Raw genomic sequence first — 16,142 nt, 5'->3', positions numbered from 1 at the left:
ACGCCCCACATAGAAGATATGACCGATAGCAATTCGCCCAAGCGCAAGACGCTGGGCATCAAGGCCGCCTCCGAAGGCAACGCCCGCAAACCCGGCGCCACCCGGCCGGTGCGCGTGTCAGACCTGAACCGCGGTCGCGTACGCGCCGTGGTCGACGGCATCAAGCAGGCACAGGAGCGCGCCGGCGGCGGCGAGCGCTCGCGCAAGAAGGCGGAAGACGGTGCCCAGCGCCCGCCACGTGGCCCGCGCACCGGTGAAGGCCAGGACCGTCCCCGCCGCTTTGCCGGCGAAGGCGACGACCGTCCGCGCCGTTTCGGTTCAGGCGAAGGGCAGGATCGTCCGCGGCGCTTTGCTGGCGAAGGCCAGGACCGCCCGCGCCGTTTCCCCCCCGGTGAAGGCCAGGATCGTCCCCGCCGCTTTGCTGGCGAAGGCCAGGATCGCCCGCGCCGTTTCGACTCAGGTGAGGGTCAGGACCGCCCGCGCCGTTTCACCCCCGGTGAAGGCCAGGATCGCCCCCGCCGTTTCGGCCCCGGCGAAGGTCAGGATCGTCCCCGCCGCTTTGCTGGCGAAGGCAATGATCGCCCGCGCAATTTCGGTCCCGGTGAAGGCCAGGACCGCCCGCGCCGTTTCACCCCCGGTGAAGGCCAGGATCGCCCCCGCCGTTTCGGCCCTGGCGAAGGTCAGGATCGTCCCCGCCGCTTTGCTGGCGAAGGTAATGATCGCCCGCGCAATTTCGGTCCCGGTGAAGGCCAGGACCGCCCGCGCCGTTTCACCCCCGGTGAAGGCCAGGATCGCCCCCGCCGTTTCGGCCCCGGCGAAGGTCAGGATCGTCCCCGCCGCTTTGCTGGCGAAGGTAATGATCGCCCGCGCCGTTTCGACTCCGGTGAAGGCCAGGATCGTCCGCGCCGTTTCGCCCCCGGCGAAGGCCAGGATCGCCCCCGCCGCTTCACCCCTGGAGAAGGTCAGGATCGTCCGCGCCGCTTCACCCCCGGCGAAGGTCAGGATCGTCCGCGCCGTTTCGCCCCCGGTGAAAGCCAGGATCGCCCGCGCCGCTTTGCCGGCGAAGGCAATGATCGCCCGCGCAACTTCGCCCCCGGCGAAGGACAAAGCCGTCCGCGCCGCGCGCACGATGCCGGCCAGGGCACGGGCGCGGAGCGCGCCGCGCCCGCGCGGCATGCGCCCCAGCCCAGCTCCGATGGCCTGGTACGCCTGTCCAAGCGGATGTCGGAACTCGGCCTGTGCTCGCGCCGCGAAGCCGACGAATGGATTCCGCGCGGCTGGGTGCTGGTCGACGGCCAGCCCGTCACTGAACTCGGCTCGCGCATCAGCCCGGACGCCAACATCGAGATCCACCAGGCTGCCCGCTCCGAGCAGGGCGAACGCGTGACCGTGTTGCTGCACAAGCCCGTCGGCTACGTGTCGGGCCAGGCCGAGGACGGCTATGAGCCGGCCGCGGTGCTGTTCGCGCCGGAGAACCAGTGGGAACTCGACCCCACCCGCAAGCGCTTCGCCCCGTGGCAGCGCAAGAGCCTGGCCCCCGCCGGCCGGCTCGACATCGACTCCACCGGCCTGCTGGTGCTGACCCAGGACGGCCGCGTTGCGCGCCACCTGATCGGTGAAGACTCGACGGTGGAGAAGGAATACCTGGTGCGGGTGAGCTGGGATTCGCCCGAAGGCCTGGTCGAGCGCGATATCTCGAAAGTCTTCCCCGCGGAGCTGATCGAGAAGCTGCGCCACGGCCTGTCCCTGGACGGCGAGGCGCTCAAGCCGGCCAAGGTCAGCTGGCAGAACGAGGAGCAATTGCGCTTCGTGCTGCGCGAGGGCAAGAAGCGGCAGATCCGCCGCATGTGCGAACAGGTCGGCCTGCGGGTCGTGGGCCTGAAGCGCGTGCGCATGGGCCGCATCGTGCTGGGCGACCTGCCGGTCGGCCAGTGGCGCTTCCTCGGCGCGTTCGAGAAGTTCTGAGCGCCTTGCCCTGAACGCTGGCGGCCAGGTGGCCGCCAGCGTTCACACTGATCGGCGCGTGCCAGCGCCCTGCCCCACTCCCGTCACCTCATAGCTGCGGCGCCCGGCAAGCCGCGCCATCGGCATTGGCCGTCTCCGCCAGCCCGAATACCGCTTTCGCCCCGCATTGCGAGCCAAGCATGCGCCCCTGGTTATGGCCGACGCCGACCACCTCGAAGGCCTGGTGGCGGACCGGCGGGCGCTGGCTGCCCAACGGGGCGGCAAGATAGCGCTCGTAGCGCAGGTAGCCGCGCGCCCGCTCCAGCCTGGTCGGGCCTTCGGCTTCGGCGCCGCAGGCCTTGTCGAGCACGCGGTGGTTGGGGTCGTTGTCTTCCGTCCCCACCAGATAGGTCACCTGGCGCTGCAGATAGCGGCGGAACAGCGCGTCGCCCGTCGCGCCGCGCGCATACGGCACCATGTCGCGCATGCCGTACCGGTATTTGTCGTAGTCCGCGCAAATGGCCGTGTCATAGCGTGCGAAGCCCTTGCCGCTCGGGCGCTCCGGCGTGAAATAGAGATACGACGAAGGATTCGCCACCACGTAGCGCAGGTCGATACCGCCCGCGCGAATGCGCTCGTCGACATTGTTCAGTACCGCATAGCGGTGCACCAGTTGCGCGCCGCCCGAATGGCCGGCAATCGTTACGCGGGTCACGGCCGGGAAGCGGCGCTTGTCGGTCACCATGCCGACGAGATCGTCCAGCACCTGCAGCGAGCTGGTCGAGTACGGTGGGTTGAGGGCATCCTCGCCGCCCATCCAGCCCTGCACGCTCCACACCGGCATATGGTCGAAGACCTTGCCCTTGGCCACGTCCGGCGTGCCGGGGAAATTGGGCGCCAGCAGCAGCACCTCGTCGGGATTGCGGCCGGTTTGCCTGAGCAAGTCCGCGCCGGCGGCGAAGTAGTCGTCGCCGTTACGCTGCAGCCCGTGCTGAACAAAGATCACCTCGCGGATGCCGCTCAGATCACCGTCCAGCGGATGGTTGGCATAGACCGGGAAATCGTAGGTCTGCGCGCCCGTGCCAAGCTTTACGCGCTGCCAGTGGGAGGCCGCCGCCTGTGGCGCCGCGGCGGTTGCCGGCCTGGCCTGCGCGGCACCGTTGTCCACGCCGGTCGCCGCGCAGCCGAACTGCGCGGCGACCGCGAGCGCAAGCAGCGCGATCGGCGCGTAACGCCCACGGCGCAATGTCCTCATGTCCCGTCTCCTGATACCGAAGCGGCACAACGCCTGGCCGCCGCTCCATTCTCGTTGGTGAAGTCGCACCGCGCCAGGAAGCGCGGCGACGGGAAGGCCCCCGCCGCGCCGGGCGAAGCGATCAGTCGTCGCTATTGGGAGGCAACTCGGGGAACAGTACCTCGGTAAAGCCGAATCGCGTGAAATCCCGCACTCGCATGGGATAAAGGATACCCTGCAGGTGATCGCATTCATGCTGCACCACCCGCGCATGGAAGTCCTCCGCCACCCGCTCGATGCGCGCCCCCATCATGTCGAATCCGGTGTACTTCAGCCGGGTATAGCGAGGCACCACGCCACGCAAGCCCGGTACCGACAGGCAGCCTTCCCAGGCCTCGTCCTGCTCCTCGCCAATCGGCGTCAGCTCGGGATTGATCAGCACGGTCTTGGGCACGGTCGGCGCATCCGGATAGCGCGGATTGCGATCGAAACCGAAGATCACCACCTGGAGGTCCACGCCGATCTGCGGCGCGGCGAGGCCAGCGCCGTTGGCGTGATCCATGGTGTCGAACATATCGTCGATCAGCAGCCGCAACTCCGGCGTATTGAAGCGCGTGACCGGGCGCGCTACCTGCAGCAGGCGTGGGTCGCCCATCTTTAGAATGTCACGGATCATCCTTGATCTCCGGTTTGAATCTCGGCCAGCAAGGCCAGCATGGCGGCCTCGTCAAGCACGGGCACGCCGAGCGCCTCGGCCTTTTCCAGTTTGCTGCCGGCTTCCGCGCCGGCCACCACGTAGTCGGTCTTCTTCGACACCGAACCGGCCACCTTGGCGCCGGCGGCTTCCAGCATTTCCTTGGCGGCCTCGCGCGACAGCGTGGGCAGCGTGCCGGTAAGCACGAAGGTCTTGCCGGCCAGCGGCGCGGGCGCGGCGCGCGCCGCCGGTTCGCTTTCCTGCCAGTGCACGCCGGCCGCGCGCAATTGCTCGATGACTTCCACATTGTGCGGCTCGGCAAGGAAGTTGGCGATCGACTGCGCCACCACCGGGCCTACGTCGTTGACCTCCAGCAAGGCGGCCTCATCGGCGGCCAGCAGGCCATCCAGCTTGCCGAAGTGTTTGGCCAGGTCCTTGGCCGTCGCCTCGCCCACATGGCGGATGCCCAGCGCGAAGATGAAGCGGTTAAGCGTGGTCTCACGCGACACTTCGATGGCCGCCACCAGGTTGGTGGCCGACTTGTCGGCCATCCGGTCCAGCGCTGCCAGCTTGGCGACGCCGAGCTTGTACAGGTCGGCGGGCGTATGCACGATGCCCAGGTCGACCAGTTGCTCGACTACCTTATCGCCCAGGCCCTCGATATCCATGGCGCGGCGTTGCGCGAAATGCAGCAGCGCCTGCTTGCGCTGCGCCGCGCAGATCAGCCCGCCGGTGCAGCGCGCGATCACCTCGCCTTCCAGCTTTTCGATATGCGATCCGCACACGGGGCACGTTGTCGGCATGACAAAGGCGCGGGCATCGGCGGGCCGGCGCTCCGGCACCACCGCCACCACTTCCGGAATCACATCGCCGGCGCGCCGCACGATCACGGTATCGCCGATATGGACGTCCTTGCGGCGGATCTCGTCCTCGTTGTGCAGCGTGGCATTGGTCACGGTCACGCCGCCCACGAACACCGGCGCCAGCCGTGCCACCGGCGTGATGGCGCCGGTGCGGCCAACCTGCACTTCAATGTCCTCGACCACCGTGGTCATTTCCTGGGCGGGAAACTTGTGCGCCAGGGCAAAGCGCGGCGCGCGCGACACGAAACCGAGCTGCTCCTGCTCCGCCAGCGCATTAACCTTGTACACCACGCCATCGATGTCGTACGGCAAGCTGCCACGGCGCTCGCCCACGCCACGGTAGAAGTCCAGCAGCCCCTCGGCGCCGCGCACTACCGCGCGTTCCGCGCAGACCGGCATCCCAAGCCCGGCAAACCAGTCGAGCATGGCGCTGTGCGTATCGGGACGCGGCGCGCCCTGCAGTTCGCCCAGCCCGTAGGCGAAGAACGACAGGGGCCGCCTGGCGGTGATGCGCGGGTCCAGCTGGCGCAGGCTGCCGGCAGCGGCATTGCGCGGATTGACGAAGGTCTTTTCGCCCGCCTCGGCCTGCCGCGCGTTGAGCTTGTCGAACTCGCGGCGGTACATGAAGACCTCGCCGCGCACTTCCAGCACCGCCGGCGCCGCCCCGCGCAAACGCAGCGGAATGGCCTTGATGGTGCGGACATTGACGGTTACGTCTTCGCCGGTTTCGCCGTCGCCGCGCGTGGCGGCCTGCACCAGCCGGCCGTCTTCATAGCGCAAGGACATGGCCAGGCCATCGAACTTCAGCTCGCTGGCATATTCCACGGCATCGGCGGTGCCGAACAGGTCGGCCGTGCCCTCCGCCGGCGCGGTCCGCGCCAGCCCCTGCGCGCAACGGCGGTCGAATGCCACCACATCTTCGTCTTCGAAGGCGTTGTTGAGCGACAGCATCGGAATGGCGTGGCGCACCGTGTCGAATGCCGACAGCGGCTGTCCGCCCACGCGCTGGGTGGGCGACTCCGGCGTCAGCAAGTCGGGATGGGCCGCCTCGATGTCCTGCAGCTCGCGGAACAGCGCGTCGTATTCCGCATCGGGAACCGACGGCGCGTCGAGCACGTAATACTGATAGTTATGCCGCTCCAGCTCGGCGCGCAGCCAGTCGGCGCGCGCGGCGGGAGAATCGCCGGCAGGTGCGGGGGCTTGCGCCGCCGCACCTTCTCGTTGGGAACTCATGCTGAATGACCGGATCCGATGTCGTACTGCTGTTTCAGAGACTGAACAAACGTAGGGTCACGGGCGAGCCTGCGGGCATGCCGCGCGCCTCGAGCTTGTCGTAGAGCGTTTGCAGCTGGCCGAAGATGGCGACGAAGGACGACTCGCTCAGCGGCCGCATATTGTCGTCGACCAGTTGCGCACCCATGCGCTGCGCCAGGCTGTAGCCATACTCGCACACCGTCTTGAACGGCTTGGTCGCCTGCGCCGCCGACGGCACGTCGAGCAGCAGCGTGATCTGACGGCCAGCCTTGGCCGTCAGATCGTCGCGCAGGAAGTTGGTGTCGCCGAACTGCAGCGTGAACAAGGCACGCTGAACGCCATCGGCGCCGGCCTGGTAGCGGGTAAAGCGGGTGCCGTCGCGCGACAGCACCAGGCCGTCCTGGGTCGCCACAGTCTGCACGTAGGCGGCCGACCACGGCGCGCCGTCGGAGATCACATTGACGCCAAGCTGCACGTCGCAGCTTGCGGCAAACCCATCCAGCTCGCGACCGTTGGCGACCGTCTCGCTCATGTCGGGCAGCTCGGCAGACGCATCGAGCGACTCCGCCAGCGCTTCCACCGCGTTGACGAACTCGGAAAACTCGAGCGCATTGAGCGCCCCACCCCGATTGGCGAGTTGTACCGCTACCTGCAGGTCTTCGTACTGGTGACCGGCGGTGACCGCTTCCCACGCATTGGCCTCGGCGCGCAGGCCCTCGATATGCACCTGTTTGGTCCCCGCGCGGCGCAGGCGGCCGGTGAGCGGCAGGATGCGGTCACCGGAGCTCTTGCGCTCCAGGTGCAGCGGCACGATGCAGTCGATCAGCGGATCAATCACCGCGGGCGTGGGCTGGCCGTCGGGGACGGCGGGCTCGACATAGGCTTCCTTGCGCGGCGCGGCTTCCTGCTGCGCGGTCGCGTGGCCTTCGCCTTCCTCGTGCGCTGCGTGTTCGGCATGCCCCCCGTGTTCGGCGTGCGCCTGCGCCACCGGCTGGCCAGCCGCGGCTTGCACACCTTCGGCGTCCGCTGGCTTGCGCGAGGCGGCATGGCCGGATGCCGGCGCGGCGGCGATGGCGACTTCGTCGGCCACCGCTTCATCGGCATCCGCCGAACTGGCGGCCATGCCGGCCGCCACGGCGGCGGCGTCCAGCGGCGAGCCCGACAGCGTGGGCTCGCGCCGCTCGACGACATGCGCGGCCGGCGGCTCGTGCAGCTTGGCACTGACTTCCGGCGTCACCACCGGGCTGACCACCGGCTCGCGCATCGGCGGCAGGTCGTCCTCGGGCTGCAGCGCGCGCGGGCGGCGCGCCTTGCGGATCTGCCATTGGTTATAAGCCACCACCAGCAGCAGCAGGACAATGCCTGCCACGATAAGGGCAGTCTGGAGCGTCATGCTGCCTCCGCCATCGACATCGCTGCGTCCATATCCACGGCGACGATACGCGAGACGCCTTGCTCCTGCATCGTCACGCCAATCAACTGGTGTGCCATTTCCATTGCGATTTTATTGTGGGAAATGAAAACAAACTGGGTCTTGTCCGACATGCGCGCCACCATATTGGCGTAGCGCTCGGTATTGGCATCGTCCAGCGGCGCGTCCACCTCGTCGAGCAGGCAGAACGGTGCGGGGTTGAGCTGGAACATGGCGAACACCAGCGCAATCGCGGTCAGGGCCTTCTCGCCGCCGGACAGCAGGTGAATCGTCGAGTTCTTCTTGCCTGGCGGCTGCGCCATCACCTGCACGCCCGCGTCGAGGATTTCGTCGCCGGTCATGATGAGCTTGGCCTGGCCGCCGCCGAACAGCGACGGGAACAGCTCGCCGAAGTGGTGGTTGACCTGGTCGAAGGTCCCCTGCAGCATCGCGCGGGTTTCCTGGTCGATCTTGTGGATCGCGTCTTCCAGCGTGGTGATGGCGTCGATCAGGTCGGCCGATTGCGCATCGAGGAAGGTCTTGCGCTCGCGCGCGGCCGCCAGCTCGTCCAGCGCCGCCATGTTCACCGGCCCAAGCGCGTTGATGGCGTTGTTCAGGCGGGTGACTTCGCCTTGCAGGTAGGAAGGCTTGAGGTCCGGGGTCAGCTTCTCGGCCAGCGCGTCCTCGTCCACCTCGGCGGTGGTCAGTTGTTCGCTGAACTGTTCCTGGTTCAGGCGCGCGGCCTGTTCCTTCAACTGGTATTCGGTGATGCGGTCGCGCAGCGGCTGCAGGCTGCGTTCGGCGGCCAGGCGCTGGTCGTCGTACTGGCGCAGCTGCGCTGACAGCGCATCGAGTTCCGTGCGGGCGAGCTGGAGCTTTTCTTCCTTCTCGGCACGGCGCTCCAGCGCATCCTGCAGGCCGGTGTGGGCGGTCTGCTCGTTGATGGTTTCCAGTTCGGCGCGCGCGTCTTCCAGCGACTGGGCAAGGCGCTCCGACTGGTCGCCGGCTGTCTGGATATTGCGGCGCAGCTCTTCGATGCGGTTGGCGAGATTGCGCTCGGCGAATAGGGCTTCCTGCGCCGCGCGCTCGAAATCGCGCAACTGGTGCCGTGCCGAAGACAGCTTGCTGTCCAGCGCCTCGAAGGCCATCTGGTGGTCTTCGTGCGTGGCCTGCATTTCGGCCAGCGCGGCGTCGTGATGCTCGAAGCTGGCTTCGGATTCGGCGCGGATGGCGCGCTGCTCTTCGATCTGCGCGCCGATTTCCGCCAGCTCCTCGCGGATCTGGCCGCTGCGCGCGGCATAGCGCTCCATGGCCTGCGACAGCTTGAGCACGTCCATCTGCAGCGCGTGCACGCGGCGGGTGGCCTGCTCGCTGCGCCCGCGTGCCTCCGTCAGAGCGGCGCTGGCCTGGGTGTAGGCCGCTTCGGCGCGTACCGCCTGGCTCTTGGCCTCATCCGACAGCAGCATCTGGGCGCGCGCCTGCTTCTGCAGGTTCTCGATTTCCTGCTCGCGAGCCAGCATGCCGGCCTGCTCGGAATCGGCAGCGTAGAGGTGGACCGAGCTGCGGCCCACCAGGTGGCCCTCGGCCACGACAAAAGATGCGCCTTCCGGCAGCGTGGCGCGCTGGGCGAGCGCCGAAGCCATGTCGGTGGCGGTATAGACATCGGCCAGCCAGTCTTGCATCACGGCCCGGATGCCGGGCTCGGTGATCTGCACCAGCGCCATCAGCGGGCGCAGGCCGGCAGGGGTTTCCTGCGGGCGTGCGGCCGGCGGCGGCGAGTAGAAGGCCAGCTTGGCGGGCGGCGCGTCGGACAGGAAGGACGTGATCCAGTCCAGGTTGGAGACTTCGAGCGCGGCGAGTTTTTCGCGCAGCACGGATTCCAGCGCGCTTTCCCAGCCCGGCTCGATATGGACCTTCTTCCACAGGCGCGGCAGTTCGGCCAGGCCGTGCTTGGCCAGCCAGGGCTGCACCTTGCCTTCGGTCTGAACGTTTTCCTGGAGCTGCTTCAGCGCGGCCAGGCGGGCTTCCAGCGATGCGATCGCCGCGGCCTCGCTCTGCACACGTTCCTGCGCGCTGCGGCGCCCGGCGTCCAGGCGCGGCACGCTTTCGGCGGAATCGGCCAGGATGGCCTGCGCTTCTTCCAGCACGGCTTCCTGCTCGGCCAGTTCGGCGCGCTGCTCTTCCAGGCGGATTTCATCCGGGCGGTCGAGCCCCTTCTCCTCGCCGGACAGGCGCTCGCGGCGCTGTTCCAGCTGCTGCAGCATCTGGTCGGCGCTGCGCTGCTGCGCGGCTTCGAGCTTGAGCGCCTGCTCGGCCTGCATGATGCTGGCGCGCTGCTCGTTGGACAGCGTCTGGGCATCGCGCCACTGGGCTTCCAGCGTGGGCAGCTCGTCGGTCTTGTGCGCCACCGCCTCCTGTGCCTCGACGGTGCGGCCTTCCGCCACCGCCAGTTCTTCCTCGGCCTGCGCGAGCGCGTCGGTGGCCTGCTCGGCCTTGCCCTGCCACTGCTCGCGCTGCGCGGTCAACGCGGCGATCTGCGCCTGCACGCGATTGCGCGATTCCACCACATAGCGGATCTCGGCCTCGAGCTTGCTGACCTCGGCATTGGCTTCGTACAGCGCGCCCTGCGCGGTGTGCATGTTGTCCGACGCCGCATAATGCGCGGCGCGCATGGTTTCGAGTTCGGCCTCGACGTGACGCAACTGCGCGGTCTGGGCTTCGAGATCGATCTGCGCCTGTTCGATGGCGCGCGTGTGCCGTTCCTGCTCGGCCTGCGCCTCGCGCTTGCGCAGCAGCCACAGCAGGTGCTGCTTTTCCTCGCCGTCGGACTGCAGCGTCTTGAAGCGCTGGGCCACTTCGGCCTGGCCTTCGAGCTTGTCCAGGTTGGTGCCGAGTTCGCGCAGGATGTCTTCGACGCGGGTCAGGTTCTCGCGTGTGTCGGACAGGCGGTTTTCGGTCTCGCGGCGGCGTTCCTTGTATTTGGACACGCCGGCGGCTTCTTCCAGGAAAATCCGCATGTCGTCGGGCTTGGCCTCGATGATGCGCGAGATCATGCCCTGCCCGATGATGGCGTAGGCGCGCGGCCCCAGGCCGGTACCCAGGAAGATGTCCTGGATGTCGCGGCGGCGCACGGCCTGGTTATTGATGTAGTACGAGGACGTGCCGTCGCGGGTCAGCACCCGCTTGACGGCGATCTCGGCATATTGGCTCCATTGCCCGCCGGCACGCCCCTCGGGGTTGTCGAACACCAGTTCGACGCTGGCGCGCCCGGCCTGCTTGCGGGCGGTGGAGCCATTGAAGATCACGTCCTGCATGGACTCGCCGCGCAGCTCGGAGGCACGCGACTCACCCAGCACCCAGCGCACCGCATCGATGATGTTCGACTTGCCGCAGCCGTTGGGACCGACGATGCCGACCAGCTGGCCGGGCACTTGAAAATTGGTGGGATCGACAAAGGACTTGAAGCCCGCCAGTTTGATCGAGGACAGTCGCACGGTTGGTCGTGGGGTATTTAGCGTAATGCAGCGTTCAGGAAGCCGGGCTCAACGAGAAGCCAGGCGACGCGTGCCGCTTGCGCCCCATGCCTGGCTCTTGTGCCCGATAGTTGGCGCTAATCATACCATCGTGCCTTCCGCGTCCGCGCGCTTTCCGGGCTAAGCGGAAGCCATTTCCCAATGGTGTTTGAGCCATTTCCGATGCACCTTGTACAGTCCCAGCCCCACACTCCGGGGTGACGTTTCGCATGCCAGGGAGCGCTTGTATTGCCGGAAACGACACTGCCTTGTGCACCCTGCGGGAAACTTCCGAGGGTTAATGCTAGTCTCTTCACTGTCAGCGTGATCTTTGATGCCCATTGCGCCCCTCATTCCGAGGCCAGTACGCCATCTCTCGCCGGTACAACGCGAAGCCTGCCTCGCTACTCTTCTGGGAGTGTCCAGCATGACCGCCTACACACCGGCGACATCACACGAAAGCTCGCCCGGCCAGGCTGCCGGTCCCACGGCAAAAGCGCTGCCCTGGTCTCTCAGCCAGATCGATTTCGGGGCGATCGACATCGCCCGGGTGCGGCCCGATCGGGAGTTGTTCTACCTGCTGGTGTCCGCCTCGTTCGTTGAGAGCGGCTCGGACACTTACGCCGGCAATCTGGCCGGCTATTACGCCGCCCATCCGGAGGCTTCCGGCTGGCTGTCCGAACACTGGGAGGCCGAGGAGCTGCAGCACGGCCTGGCCCTGCGGCGTTACGTGGAACATGTCTGGCCGGAGTTCGACTGGGAACGCGGTTACGCGCGGTTCTTCGAGGAATACCGCCACACCTGCTCGGTGGACAATTTTGAGACGTCAGAAGCACTTGAAATGGCCGCCCGATGCGTAGTCGAAACCGGCACCGCGGCGCTCTACCGCGCGCTGGAGCAAGCCAGCGACGAACCGGTGCTGCGCAGCCTGACGCGCCGCATCGCCAACGACGAAGTGCGCCACTACAAGCACTTCTACCGCTACTTCAACAGCTTCAACGCCGCGGAACGGCTCGGCCGCCTGCGCGTGCTGGGCGCGCTGGTGCGCCGCCTGCTGGAGATCAAGAACGAAGACGCGGAGATCGCACTGCGCAATGTGCTGCGCATCGAGCGCGGCACCGAGCATATTCCACAGAAGGACGTGCGCAAGCTCAATTCCAGGGTCAGCGCGGTAATCCGGCGCAACCTGCCGATCGAAATGACAGTCAAGATGCTGCTGCGCCCGCTGCACCTGCCCGCGGGCGTCGAACGCGCGATACGCAGGCCGCTGGTGGCGGTTGTCTCGCGGGCGATGCTTTACTAAGCCCTTACCAGGCCAGGCCGCTGGCTATTGCGGCTGCAGCGCCGGATCCCCGGCTCCACCCGCGCCGGCGGCGGCGCTGGCCCTGGCGCGGTGCACCAGCCCGGACAAGGCGCCGGCCGCCACGATGCACAGGCCACCGGCGGCCTCCTTCCAGCTCAGCGTCTCGGTCGCCAGCCACCACGACGACACCGCCGCGATCACGATCTCGAACAGCATCAGCAGGGATACCCGATTGGCCGGAAGGCGCTGCAACCCGTACTGGACCACCGAATTGCTCAGGACCAGGGTGGCGGCCAGGCCCAGCATCAGCGCCAGGCCGCCCCAGCCGATTGCCGGCGCCAAGGCGACGCCGCCCGGCTCCAGCCAGAGCGCGCAGGGCAAGCCGACCGCGGTGCAACCCAGGTAGACCATGACGGTGCGCAGGCGCGCATCCATTTCCGGGTAGAGCTGGCCGGCCCGGCGCGACAGCACATTGTTCACGGCGAATCCCATGCCGCCGATCAGGCCCGACCATTCGGCGGCATGCGTCGGCAGCGGCAGGCCGACTTCCGGCGTCCACAGCATCAGGCCCGCGCCAAACAGCGCCAGCGCCACCAGCAGCAAGCCGGCCGCGGACAGCTTCTCGCCAAGGAAGGCGCGGGCGAACAAGGCCGTCCACACCGGCGTCAGGTAGAACAGCAGCAAGACCCGCATCACGTGGCCGTTGACGCTGCCCCACACGAACCCGGCGTTGGTCACGCCGGCCGCCAGGCCGATGGCGACAAACAGCCACGACCAGCGCAGGCCGCCCAAGTGGCGCGCGAACGCGGCCAGTGCGATCAGCGCGGCCAGCGCGCTGACCAGCGCCGCCGCCGTCATGCCGCCCAGCCCCCAGCCTGCCAGCAGCCGGTACGGAAACCAGGCGATACCCCAGACCGAGGCACCCAGCAGGATGGATAAAGTGGATTTGAAGGCATGCGGCTCGGAACCGGCCGGGGCGCAGGAAGATGCAGGCGAAGCAGGCAGATTGCTCATAAAAGCGAGATAGGGCCGCCGGGTGGGCGGCCTGTTTGTATTCGGTATCGGAAAATCGTCCAGGGACACACGGGCGCCCCGTCCACCGGTAACCGGCATCGGGCCGGACGGGTGACTACAGGCGAGCGGGGCTTGCATCATGCCGCGCTGATGGATCCGGCGCGCCGCCAGGCCCTTGCGGGCGCGCGGGAAAGCCCGGCAATCCTTTATAATGACCGGCTTTGAGCTTGGCCCTACCGGCCTGAACCTGACCGTGAATCCCCGCCTCGACCTGCTCCAGCCCTATCCGTTCGAAAAACTGCGCGTGATGCTGGCTGACGTCAAACCGAACGGCGCGTTGCCCGCTATCAGCTTCGGCATTGGCGAACCCAAGCATCCCACGCCCGAATTCATCAAGACGGCGCTGTCGGAGTCACTTGCGGGACTGGCGAATTATCCCACAACGGCAGGTTCGGACGCACTACGACAGTGCATAGCCGCGTGGCTGCAGCGCCGCTACGGCCTGCCGGCGGTCAATGCCGCCACCCAGGTCCTGCCGGTGACCGGCTCGCGCGAGGCGCTGTTCGCCTTCGCCCAGACCGTGGTCGACGCCAGCCGGCCTGGCGCGCTGGTGCTCTGCCCCAATCCGTTCTACCAGATCTACGAAGGCGCGGCGCTGCTGGCCGGCGCCACCCCGGTGTTCGCCAACAGCGACCCGGCGCGCAATTTCGCCCCGGCCTTCGATCGCATCTCCGCCGACACCTGGGCCAGGGTGCAACTGGTCTATGTGTGCTCCCCTGGCAACCCGACCGGCGCCGTGCTGTCGCTGGAAGACTGGCGCGAGCTGTTCGCGCTGTCCGACCGTCACGGCTTCGTGATCGCCTCGGACGAGTGCTACTCGGAAATCTATTTCAAGGAAGGCGAGCCGCCATTGGGCGCGCTGGAAGCGGCGCACAAGCTGGGCCGCGCCGAAGGCACCCATCCCTTCGAGCGGCTGGTGATGTTCTCCAGCCTGTCCAAGCGCTCCAATGTGCCCGGCCTGCGCTCGGGCTTCGTGGCGGGCGACGCCGCCCTGCTGAAGAAATTCCTGCTATACCGTACCTATCACGGCGGCGCCATGAACCCGGCGGTGCAGGCAGCCAGCGTGGCAGCCTGGAACGACGAGGCCCATGTGCGCGACAACCGCGCCGCCTATGTGCGCAAGTTCGCCGAAGTCACGCCGATGCTGGCCGAAGTGCTGGACGTGGCCCTGCCCGATGCCGGCTTCTACCTGTGGGCGGATGTTTCGCGCACGGGACTGACGGATACCGAATTCGCCGCCCGCCTGCTGGCCGAACAGAACGTCACCGTGCTGCCGGGCAGCTTCCTGGCGCGCGAGGCCGACGGCATCAACCCGGGCGCCAACCGCGTGCGCATGGCGCTGGTGGCCACGCCCGGGGAATGCCTGGAAGGCGCGCGCCGCATCGTCGCCTTCTGCAAGTCGCTGGGCTGAGCCCCGCGTGCAAGCCACACACTGAGTTTTGTTGTAGACAACGATCAACCACTGAAAACACGCATATGACGCAAGCACTGCAAGCCCTGATCGACCAGGCATGGGAAGACCGCGCAAGCCTCTCGCCCAAGTCCGCCCCCAACGACATCCGCGAAGCTGTCGCCAACGTGATCGGCCAGCTCGACACCGGCGCCCTGCGCGTGGCCGAGAAGCAAGGCAAGGAATGGATCGTCAACCAGTGGATCAAGAAGGCCGTGCTGCTGTCGTTCCGCCTGGAAGACAACGCGCCGATGTCCGCCGGCGGATTCGCCCAGTTCTACGACAAGGTGCCGACCAAGTTCGCCAACTGGACCGCTGACGATTTCGCCAAGGGCGGCTTCCGCGTGGTGCCCCCGGCCGTGGCCCGCCGTGGCTCGTTCATCGCCAGGAACGCCGTGCTGATGCCGTCGTACGTCAACATCGGCGCCTACGTCGATGAAGGCACCATGGTCGACACCTGGGCCACCGTCGGTTCCTGCGCCCAGATCGGCAAGAACGTCCACCTGTCCGGCGGCGTCGGCATCGGCGGCGTGCTCGAGCCGCTGCAGGCCAACCCGGTCATCATCGAAGACAACTGCTTCATCGGCGCGCGTTCGGAAGTGGTGGAAGGTGTGATCATCGAGGAAAACTCGGTGATCTCGATGGGCGTGTACCTCGGCCAGTCGACCAAGATCTATGACCGCGAAACCGGCGAGATCCACTACGGCCGCGTGCCGGCTGGCTCGGTGGTGGTGGCGGGCAACCTGCCGTCCAAGGACGGCAAGTACAGCCTGTACTGCGCCGTGATCGTCAAGAAGGTGGACGCGCAGACCCGCGCCAAGACCAGCCTGAACGACCTGCTGCGCGGCGACTGATTTCGCCGGCAGTAAAAGAGGGAGCAGACGCAAGCCGGAACCGCGCGCGTGCGCGGCCGGCCTGACCCGGAATGCCGGATCAGACTAGCACTCCCCTTCCCCCGCTTCCCAACGGTGCCCGTTCCACGGGCACCGCCGCCGGCATGAGCTGGCCCGCCCTTCGCAAGCGACTCATGGCTCTGGACCCGACCACCGTCACCACCGTTCTTTCGCTGTTGCCCACGATCCTCGAACAGGCCAACAAGACCATCGAGAAGCTCAAGAAAGGCAAGCGCAAGGATGGCGGCACCGACATGCCCGGCCCGGACTCGCGCGATGCGGCCGCCCGCATCGCCGACCTGGAAAACGCCGCCATGCAGCAGGCCGAGGCTGTCAAGCTGCTGGCCGAGCAACACGCCATCACCATCGAGGCCCTGCGCCGCGAGGCCGCGCGGCTGGACCGCCGGCTGCGCCTGATGACCGCGGTGGCCATGGCCGGTTTCGCGCTGGGCCTCGCCGGCCTGGTGGTCGCCCTCAACCTCTTGCTGCGCTAGCCCCGGCTGGCCCCGA

General features: G+C 67.5%; 11 protein-coding genes. 5 read left to right on the top strand and 6 right to left on the bottom strand.

Annotation, left to right across the window (positions count from 1 at the left end):
* Positions 1 to 18 precede the first annotated feature (18 nt).
* On the top strand, positions 19 to 1,965 hold the full coding sequence (locus AC1DS6_RS11290; protein ID WP_477102507.1) for a pseudouridine synthase: 1,947 nt from the start codon (positions 19 to 21) through the stop codon (positions 1,963 to 1,965).
* Between the two features lie 88 nt (positions 1,966 to 2,053).
* Here the strand turns inward: AC1DS6_RS11290 and AC1DS6_RS11285 are convergent, their stop codons facing one another.
* The 5 genes from AC1DS6_RS11285 to smc all read right to left on the bottom strand — a co-directional run bounded on the left by AC1DS6_RS11285 (position 2,054) and on the right by smc (position 10,894).
* The gene (locus AC1DS6_RS11285) at positions 2,054 to 3,199 is read right to left on the bottom strand and encodes a hypothetical protein (protein ID WP_441633439.1); all 1,146 of its coding nucleotides are present in this window, start codon (positions 3,197 to 3,199) and stop codon (positions 2,054 to 2,056) included.
* Between the two features lie 121 nt (positions 3,200 to 3,320).
* The gene (gene def / locus AC1DS6_RS11280) at positions 3,321 to 3,854 is read right to left on the bottom strand and encodes a peptide deformylase (protein ID WP_035864901.1); all 534 of its coding nucleotides are present in this window, start codon (positions 3,852 to 3,854) and stop codon (positions 3,321 to 3,323) included.
* The gene (gene ligA, locus AC1DS6_RS11275; RefSeq protein WP_477102506.1) at positions 3,851 to 5,968 is read right to left on the bottom strand and encodes an NAD-dependent DNA ligase LigA; all 2,118 of its coding nucleotides are present in this window, start codon (positions 5,966 to 5,968) and stop codon (positions 3,851 to 3,853) included. Before ligA ends, def begins: the two co-directional genes overlap by 4 nt.
* Positions 5,969 to 6,002: 34 nt before the next feature.
* Positions 6,003 to 7,382: a cell division protein ZipA C-terminal FtsZ-binding domain-containing protein gene (locus AC1DS6_RS11270; RefSeq protein WP_441633435.1), complete on the bottom strand. Its 1,380-nt coding sequence runs from the start codon at positions 7,380 to 7,382 to the stop codon at positions 6,003 to 6,005.
* Positions 7,379 to 10,894 (bottom strand): chromosome segregation protein SMC, encoded by a 3,516-nt coding sequence (gene smc / locus AC1DS6_RS11265; RefSeq protein ID WP_477102505.1) that lies wholly within the window; start codon positions 10,892 to 10,894, stop codon positions 7,379 to 7,381. Before smc ends, AC1DS6_RS11270 begins: the two co-directional genes overlap by 4 nt.
* A 445-nt stretch (positions 10,895 to 11,339) precedes the next feature.
* Here smc and AC1DS6_RS11260 point away from each other — a divergent pair, with 445 nt between their 5' ends.
* Positions 11,340 to 12,215 carry a ferritin family protein gene (locus AC1DS6_RS11260; protein ID WP_441633431.1) on the top strand — a complete coding sequence of 292 codons (876 nt, stop codon included), beginning with the start codon at positions 11,340 to 11,342 and terminating at the stop codon, positions 12,213 to 12,215.
* A 24-nt stretch (positions 12,216 to 12,239) separates the two neighbouring features.
* On the opposite strand, the gene AC1DS6_RS11255 is transcribed toward AC1DS6_RS11260, so the two are convergent.
* Entirely contained in the window at positions 12,240 to 13,229 is a 990-nt protein-coding gene (locus tag AC1DS6_RS11255; RefSeq protein WP_441633429.1) for a DMT family transporter, read from the bottom strand.
* Positions 13,230 to 13,482: 253 nt separating this feature from the next.
* On the opposite strand from AC1DS6_RS11255, the gene dapC reads away from it, so the two are divergent.
* The 3 genes from dapC (at position 13,483) to AC1DS6_RS11240 (ending at position 16,126) form a co-directional block, all read left to right on the top strand.
* Entirely contained in the window at positions 13,483 to 14,700 is a 1,218-nt protein-coding gene (gene dapC / locus AC1DS6_RS11250; protein WP_477102525.1) for a succinyldiaminopimelate transaminase, read from the top strand.
* Between the two features lie 65 nt (positions 14,701 to 14,765).
* The gene (gene dapD / locus AC1DS6_RS11245; RefSeq protein ID WP_441633427.1) at positions 14,766 to 15,593 is read left to right on the top strand and encodes a 2,3,4,5-tetrahydropyridine-2,6-dicarboxylate N-succinyltransferase; all 828 of its coding nucleotides are present in this window, start codon (positions 14,766 to 14,768) and stop codon (positions 15,591 to 15,593) included.
* A 173-nt stretch (positions 15,594 to 15,766) separates the two neighbouring features.
* Positions 15,767 to 16,126, top strand: a complete 360-nt coding sequence (locus AC1DS6_RS11240; protein WP_441633425.1) for a hypothetical protein — start codon at positions 15,767 to 15,769, stop codon at positions 16,124 to 16,126.
* The last annotated feature ends 16 nt before the right edge of the window (positions 16,127 to 16,142 follow it).

It is taken from the genome of Cupriavidus sp. 05L310, from assembly GCF_056398185.1.
This window is presented reverse-complemented; position numbering and strand designations above follow the sequence as displayed.

Bases quoted from the DNA above. Each gene is read 5' to 3' on its own strand.
- dapD (WP_441633427.1), top strand. From the start codon at position 14,766: ATGACGCAAGCACTGCAAGCCCTGATCGACCAGGCATGGGAAGACCGC.
- AC1DS6_RS11240 (WP_441633425.1), top strand. From the start codon at position 15,767: ATGGCTCTGGACCCGACCACCGTCACCACCGTTCTTTCGCTGTTGCCC.
- AC1DS6_RS11285 (WP_441633439.1), bottom strand. From the start codon at position 3,199: ATGAGGACATTGCGCCGTGGGCGTTACGCGCCGATCGCGCTGCTTGCG.
- AC1DS6_RS11255 (WP_441633429.1), bottom strand. From the start codon at position 13,229: ATGAGCAATCTGCCTGCTTCGCCTGCATCTTCCTGCGCCCCGGCCGGT.
- AC1DS6_RS11290 (WP_477102507.1), top strand. From the start codon at position 19: ATGACCGATAGCAATTCGCCCAAGCGCAAGACGCTGGGCATCAAGGCC.
- AC1DS6_RS11270 (WP_441633435.1), bottom strand. From the start codon at position 7,382: ATGACGCTCCAGACTGCCCTTATCGTGGCAGGCATTGTCCTGCTGCTG.
- ligA (WP_477102506.1), bottom strand. From the start codon at position 5,968: ATGAGTTCCCAACGAGAAGGTGCGGCGGCGCAAGCCCCCGCACCTGCC.
- def (WP_035864901.1), bottom strand. From the start codon at position 3,854: ATGATCCGTGACATTCTAAAGATGGGCGACCCACGCCTGCTGCAGGTA.
- AC1DS6_RS11260 (WP_441633431.1), top strand. From the start codon at position 11,340: ATGACCGCCTACACACCGGCGACATCACACGAAAGCTCGCCCGGCCAG.